A 6,403-nucleotide genomic window follows, 5' to 3' on the forward strand; every position below is an offset into this window, starting at 1 on the left:
CCCGGCAGCGCACCGGGGCACCGGCCGGACCGCGACGGCCGGGCGGCCCCCGGCCGTCGAACGCAAGCCCAGGAGCCCGGTGCGCTGCCGGGTCTGCGGCCGGACGCTCACGGACGCGGGCGAGATGAAGCTGATGCGCTGCGAGGAGTGCCCCTCCGACATGGACGAGGCGCTGTACGAGCGGCTCCACGACTGGCGCGCCGGCCAGGCGGCCCTGCTCGGCCAGCCCGACTACTGCGTCTTCACCGAGAAGACCCTCATGGCGATCGCCGAGGCCGTGCCGTCCACCGAGGGCGAGCTGGTCGTCATCGCCGGTGTCGGCAACCGGAAGTTGAGCCGCTTCGGCGCCGACGTTCTGGCCATCTGCGCAGGTGGGACGGTTGGTGACGAGCCCGAGGAGGGTGCCGACGAGACCTGAGGAAAACTCGTCCAGAAAATAGTTTGCGCCCGCACCAGTCGTCACCATAGGTTCTTAACCACGGGAACAGCGACTTCTCTGAAGCCCTGGCTCCGTGCTGTACTTAGCTGTACTTATCCGAATACGCAGGATCGGCCCCGGCCGGTCCCATGAGACGCCGAGAGGAGGCGATTGAAGTGATCAGCATCATCGAAACCCAGAAAATGACCGATCTTTCGGTCGTCTCCGCCTGCTCGCTCGGCCTCACCCGCTCCGCGGCTGCCTCGCTCCACGCCACCGGTCTGTCCGGCATTTCTGCCGCCCGTCCGCTGTCCCCGGCGAGCCTCCCCGTGACGCGGGAGCGCAATGAGCGACCGATTGAGGCACCGGCGGCAGCAGTAGCGAAGGCAGCGCAGGCCCAGGCCTATGCCTTTGCGGCAGCCGGTGCCGGAGTCAAGACGCAGACGCAGATGAAGCACCACACGATGTGGGCCTTCCGTGGGCCTGAACCCTGGAGTGATCCAGCCTGATCCAGCATCAGGCCGGCGCCTTCAGGGCCGCGGAACCCCACTCGGGATCCGCGGCCCTTTTGTTTTGTCCGAACGGACGGAACGGAACGAAGGAGCCTCGGGACAAGCAGGACCTGGTACCAGAAGCCGCCAACCGGCCAACAGGCCGGCACGACCAGACGAGGACACCACCCACCGTGCACATCGAAACGCACGCCCCGTCAGTACCGCTCTCCACCCCGATCTCGCCGCCCGGCTCCACGGAGGACCCCACCTTGACCCCGCTCACCACGCTCACCGCGCTCGACGACGCCATCGAGAACCTCGGTGTGCCCGTCCCCTGCCGCTCCTACGACCCGGAGGTCTTCTTCGCCGAGTCGCCCGCCGACGTCGAGTACGCCAAGTCCCTCTGCCGCACCTGCCCGCTCGTCGAGGCCTGCCTCGCCGGCGCGAAGGACCGCCGCGAGCCGTGGGGCGTCTGGGGCGGCGAGCTCTTCGTCCAGGGTGTGGTCGTGGCCCGCAAGCGTCCGCGTGGCCGTCCGCGCAAGAACCCGGTCGCAGCGTGACCGCGACCTGTGGGGTCCCCGCCCCCACCCGCAGTCTGCGCCTCGGAACGATCGACCGCCCCTACACACATGACCCCCGGAATCAGGCACCGATGATCACCCCCACGAAGGAGCCCGTCGGCTCCGCCACCCCCGACGTCACCATCATCGGCGCGAACGACTCGCGTCAGAACAGGACCCGCGAAATGCAACTCATCCCAGAAGCCCTGGCACGTGCGCATATGCACGACCGCCTGCGGGAGGCCCAGGAGGACCGCCAGTCGGCCCGCCTGCTCGCCGCCCGCCGGATGCAGCGCCGGGCGGAGCGCGCCTCGCTGCGCGCCCGCCGCGCGCTGGCCATGGCGGTCATGCACTGACCTGCGTAGCCAATTACGCCCCCGGGGGGCCGTCCGGACACGGACGCCCCCCCGGGGGCGTTTGCGCTGTCGGCCGTCCGGTCGCGGGGATATCGTCAGGAGGTGGACGAGGAGACCGAGCCCCCAGAACAGTCCGAACAGCCCGGGCAGACCGAGCAGCCCGCCACGGGAAGCGTGGTGTGCGCCCGGTGCGGCACCACCGCCGAAGGCGGCACCACCGCCGAAGGCGGCACCGTCCCCGTGACCTGGCTCAGCTCCGTGGAGGACGGACGCCGTCTCCACTTCTGCGAGAGCTGCGCCCGCCTCCACATCCGCGCGATCGAGAGCCGCCTCGACTCACTCTGGTGGTGACCCCGGAGGCCCCCGGCCCGCCTACACCTGGACCGTCTCCTCCTCCGGCTCGCCCTCCTCCTCCGGTACCTCGGCTCCCTCGGTCGCCTCGGCCAGGAACCCCGGCAGCCACTCCTCCAGCTCTTCGCGCATCCGGACCGTCGCGCCGAGCTGGCACAGCACCCCGATCGTGCTGAGCGTCACCCGGTGTATGAGGACGTAGGACGGGGGGAGGTTCAGCTGCCTGCCGAGCTGATGGGCGGGGGAGCGCGGGTCCGCCACCCGGGCCGCCTGGTCACGGATCCAGCCCCGGGTGAAGACGAACTCCTCCACCTGCGTGGGCTCGATCATCGGAAGCAGGTAGTCGAGGACCTCGTCCGGGTCGAGGTCGATCGACTCCTTCACGAAGTTCTCTTCGCGCAGCAGCGCGTACACCCCGGCCGCGTCGCCCTCCATCGCCATCCTCAAGGAGTCGCCGATGGTCTGGGGCAGTCCGCCCGGAAGCCGGTCGACCGTGCCGAAGTCCAGCACGCCCAGCCGCCACGAACCGGCCGGGACGTCCTCCTCCGGAGGCTCCGCGTCCTCGGCCGGCGGCAGCAGCCGGAAGTTCCCCGGATGCGGGTCGGCGTGCAGCAGCCCGGTGCGTGCCGGACCGGAGAAGAGAAAGCGGGCCAGCAACTGCCCCGCGCGGTCCCGCTGCTCCGCCGTACCCTCCACGATCACCTCGGACAGCGGGATCCCGTCGATCCACTCCGTCACCAGCACCTGGTCGGCCTGGTGCACCACCTGAGGGATCACCACATCCGGGTCGTCCGCGAACTCCGCCGCGTGCTCCCGCTGCGCCTGCGCCTCCAGCTCGTAGTCCAGCTCCTCCGACACCCGGTCGCGCAGCTCCTTGATCAACGGCTTGACGTCCACCCCCGGGACCAGCGGACCGAGCAGCCGGGCGAAGCGGCTGAGCTGGGCGAGGTCGGAGAGCAGCGCCTCGCCCGCCCCGGGATACTGCACCTTCACCGCGACGACGCGGCCGTCGTGCCACACCGCACGGTGCACCTGCCCGATCGAGGCGGCGGCCGCCGGCGTGTCCTCGAACTCCAGGAAATACTCCCGCCAGTCCTCCCCCATCCGCTCCGCGAGCACCCCGTGGACCGTGCGCGCGGGCAGCGGCGGCGCGGCCTCCTGAAGCTTGGTCAGCGCGGCCCGGTAGGGGCCGGCGATCTCCTCGGGGAGCGCCGACTCGAAGACCGAGAGGGCCTGGCCCAGCTTCATGGCCCCGCCCTTCAGCTCACCCAGGGTCTTGAACAGCTGGTCCGCCGTGCGCTGCTGAACCTCACGGGCGACCAGCTCGGCCGACTTTCCGCCGATCCGCCTGCCCAGACCCCAGGTGGCACGGCCGGCGAAGCCGAGCGGAAGCGCGGCCAGCTTGGCCGTACGCGTAACCGCCTTCCGGGGAAGATCAGACATGTGCCCCTCCAGTTCCCAGACTGCCGTGCCGCTCGGGCCTCCGGTGTCACTCCGGCGCCGACGGTCACCCCGCCATTGTGTCCTGCGCCGGAACGCCACCGAAGACCCGTGTCCCTGCACCGCCGCCCCCGGCGGCCCCGCAGGAGCAGTCCGCATGCGGGCCGATCTGCTCGGAGCGCCAGTCCAGCAGCGGTAGAGCGGCCTCCCAGCGGGTTCCGGTACAGGCGGGGAGGTCCCCGTCCAGGAATGCCAGGGCGTGCGTCGCCGCCAGACCGGCGACCGCCGTAGCGAGCCCCAGATCGCAGGCGGGCACCGCTCCCCGCCGCCCCGAACGCCACTGCGCCAGCATCCGGGGCCACTGCGGATCCCGGTCCGCACGGTGCAGCTCCAGGCACCCCGCGCAGCCGGTGCCCCCGGGCAGGACGAGCGGCCCGACCACCCCGGTGGCCTCGATCACGCCCGCATAGAGATGAGGAGTGCCCGAGGCGATCCAGGGACCCGCGGTGTCGGCGACCGGTGCGTACACCGCGAGGCCGTCCCGGGGAGCGACGACGATCAGGGACAGGCCGGGCTCCCCGGTGCGCTCCGCCGCGCCGGGCCCGGGCGCCGACCGGCGGACGAGGCGACGGGCCGCCACATCGCGCCGTTCCCCCACGGACGCCGGAGGGAGGCCCCCGGGTGCCACGTCCCAGGGCTCTGCCCGGCCCCCGTCGAGCACCTCCACATGCCCCACCCCCGCACCGGAGAGCACGGAGGCGATGGCCGCCCCGACCCGGCCCGCACCCCGCACCTGGACCCGCATCGCCCGCCGGGCCTCCATCCGCCGCAGCCCGCCGCCCGGCTCGGGGCGGACGACCGACAGCGAGGCCAGGTCGGGACGCTGGCGGTCCATCACTTCGGCTCGACGACGCAGCACATCGGCTTGTGGACCGGCCGACCTCGGGTCGTCGAGGAGCCCCGCCTCCGTCAACCGGGCCAGGAGAACGTCCACGTGATGTTCCGACAGGTCCAGGGCGCGTGCCTCCTCGTACAGCAGCGGCAGCCCACGCGTGCCGTCGAGCAGTTCCAGGAAGCTCCCCGTGGCGATGTCCACCGGCCCGAGCGTCACGGCATGCGCGGGTGTCACACCGAACTGCACGGTGTTCCGTCCGCGCCAGGCGCGACGCAGTGCGGGCTTCAGCATCGGATACATGATTTCTCCCCCCGGGAAATGCCACGGGCACGAGTGCGCCCGCGGACCTGCTGATCCGCGGAGTTCTGGATCTTTCCGCTCTCTTTCCGCAGGACCACCGCCAGAATGCGGGCCTGCCGCGAACCGTGCGCGGAGTTGTCCACAGGTGCGGGCTGTTCATCGGGTAATCCGGGGATTGCGGTCGAACCGATACCCGGGGCGGGACTTCTCTCCCGGACAGCGGGTAACGTCGTGGCGTGCCCGCCGACCCCTCGTACGGCTCCGCCGGGGAGACCCCCGCGCGCAGCGCCGGAAGCCATCAGCGCAGCGCGGCAGCCCATCCGGCCCGCGCTGCGGCGACGAGCGCGGTCGAGGTCCGCAGGAGCACCCGGCGCAGGAAGTCGGTCTCCGCCTACCGCGAGGGCGACCGCACGATCGTGCTCATCCCCGCCCGGATGTCGAAGGCGGAGGAGCGGCGCTGGGTGGGCGTGATGCTGGACAAGCTCGCCGCCCAGGAGAGCAAGCGCCACCTGGGCGACACCGAGCTCACGGAGCGTGCCGCCCGGCTGTCCGCCCAGTATTTCGACGGTCGCGCCAGGCCCGCCTCGGTGCGCTGGGTGACCAACCAGAACACCCGCTGGGGCTCGTGCACCCCCGCTGAGGGCAGCATCAGACTCTCGCACCGGCTGCAGGGCATGCCGGAGTACGTCGTCGACTACGTGCTCCTCCACGAGCTGGCGCATCTCCTCGTCCCCGGACATGGCCCGGAGTTCTGGCGGCTGCTGGAGGCGTATCCGCGCACGGAGCGCGCCCGGGGGTTCCTGGAGGGTGTGGTGGTCGCCGAGCGCCTGCCCCGGCTGCCCGCCGCCCCCGACGAGTGATCCGGGGTCATTCGCGTTCGTCGATTCTGTACCGGGTGTGTACCGGCTTGGTCCGATGTCGTTGTTTGCGGTTAGCCTGACGCGACGCATTTACCTTCGGGATGGGGGACGGTCGTTACGCATGGCCAGGGAATTCCAACGCGGCCACAAGGCCAAGATCAGTGATCTCACGGCAGGGACGGATCTGTACGTAGGCGTACAGATCGCCGCTCCGGGGCTGACTTTCGACATCAGCTGCTTCGGCCTCGACGCCAACGAGCAGCTCTCCGACGACCGGTACTTCATTTTCTTCAACCAGCCGAAATCGCCCGAGGAGTCCATCCAGCTCCTGGGTGCGCAGTCCGGTGACACCGAGTCCTTCCGCGTCACGCTCGACCGCATCCCGGCAGCCATCCAGAAGCTCTCCTTCACCGCGACGCTCGACGGCGCCGGGCAGATGTCCCAGATCGGCCCGGGGTACATCCGGATCGTCGCGGGCGGCGAGGAAGTGGTGCGCTACTCCTTCACCGGATCGGAGTTCACCACCGAGCGCGCGGTGATGCTCGGCGACTTCTATCTGAAGGACGTCTGGCGTTTCGCCGCCGTCGGGCAGGGCTTCGACGGCGGTCTCGACGCGCTCCTGAAGAACTTCGGCGGCGAGGTCGCCGAGGAAGAGGCGCCGCCCGCCCCGGCGGCAGCCGCCCCGGGCTTCGCCCCGCCGGCCCAGGCCGCCGCGCCCCCGGCCTTCGG

General features: G+C 71.0%; 9 protein-coding genes. 7 read left to right on the plus strand and 2 right to left on the minus strand.

Going from position 1 to position 6,403, the window contains the following annotated elements; translation table 11 throughout:
• The 5 genes from D3105_RS31350 to D3105_RS31370 form a co-directional block, all read left to right on the plus strand.
• Positions 1 to 418: HRDC domain-containing protein (locus tag D3105_RS31350; RefSeq protein WP_206272998.1), on the plus strand; the 418-nt coding region annotated here is incomplete at its 5' end.
• Between the two features lie 176 nt (positions 419 to 594).
• Positions 595 to 927 (plus strand): hypothetical protein, encoded by a 333-nt coding sequence (locus D3105_RS31355; RefSeq protein ID WP_097875102.1) that lies wholly within the window; start codon positions 595 to 597, stop codon positions 925 to 927.
• Between the two features lie 176 nt (positions 928 to 1,103).
• On the plus strand, positions 1,104 to 1,472 hold the full coding sequence (locus tag D3105_RS31360) for a WhiB family transcriptional regulator (RefSeq protein ID WP_118906268.1): 369 nt from the start codon (positions 1,104 to 1,106) through the stop codon (positions 1,470 to 1,472).
• On the plus strand, positions 1,469 to 1,828 hold the full coding sequence (locus D3105_RS31365) for a hypothetical protein (protein ID WP_075264344.1): 360 nt from the start codon (positions 1,469 to 1,471) through the stop codon (positions 1,826 to 1,828). Before D3105_RS31360 ends, D3105_RS31365 begins: the two co-directional genes overlap by 4 nt.
• Positions 1,829 to 1,930: 102 nt before the next feature.
• Positions 1,931 to 2,179, plus strand: a complete 249-nt coding sequence (locus tag D3105_RS31370; protein WP_118906269.1) for a hypothetical protein — start codon at positions 1,931 to 1,933, stop codon at positions 2,177 to 2,179.
• A gap of 21 nt (positions 2,180 to 2,200) precedes the next feature.
• On the opposite strand, the gene D3105_RS31375 is transcribed toward D3105_RS31370, so the two are convergent.
• Both D3105_RS31375 and D3105_RS31380 read right to left on the minus strand, forming a co-directional pair.
• Positions 2,201 to 3,622, minus strand: coding sequence for an ABC1 kinase family protein (locus tag D3105_RS31375; RefSeq protein ID WP_118906270.1), 1,422 nt, complete (start codon positions 3,620 to 3,622; stop codon positions 2,201 to 2,203).
• A gap of 64 nt (positions 3,623 to 3,686) precedes the next feature.
• Complete coding sequence (locus D3105_RS31380; RefSeq protein WP_118906271.1) at positions 3,687 to 4,814, minus strand: ThiF family adenylyltransferase; 1,128 nt, start codon at positions 4,812 to 4,814, stop codon at positions 3,687 to 3,689.
• A 236-nt stretch (positions 4,815 to 5,050) separates the two neighbouring features.
• Between D3105_RS31380 and D3105_RS31385 the strand changes: the two genes are divergently transcribed.
• Positions 5,051 to 5,674 carry a M48 family metallopeptidase gene (locus D3105_RS31385; protein WP_118906272.1) on the plus strand — a complete coding sequence of 208 codons (624 nt, stop codon included), beginning with the start codon at positions 5,051 to 5,053 and terminating at the stop codon, positions 5,672 to 5,674.
• A gap of 121 nt (positions 5,675 to 5,795) precedes the next feature.
• Positions 5,796 to 6,403 (plus strand): TerD family protein (locus D3105_RS31390; protein WP_133305731.1); only part of this gene is annotated, 608 nt, incomplete at its 3' end.

Source organism: Streptomyces globisporus (assembly GCF_003501885.1).
Lineage (GTDB): Bacteria > Actinomycetota > Actinomycetes > Streptomycetales > Streptomycetaceae > Streptomyces > Streptomyces globisporus_D.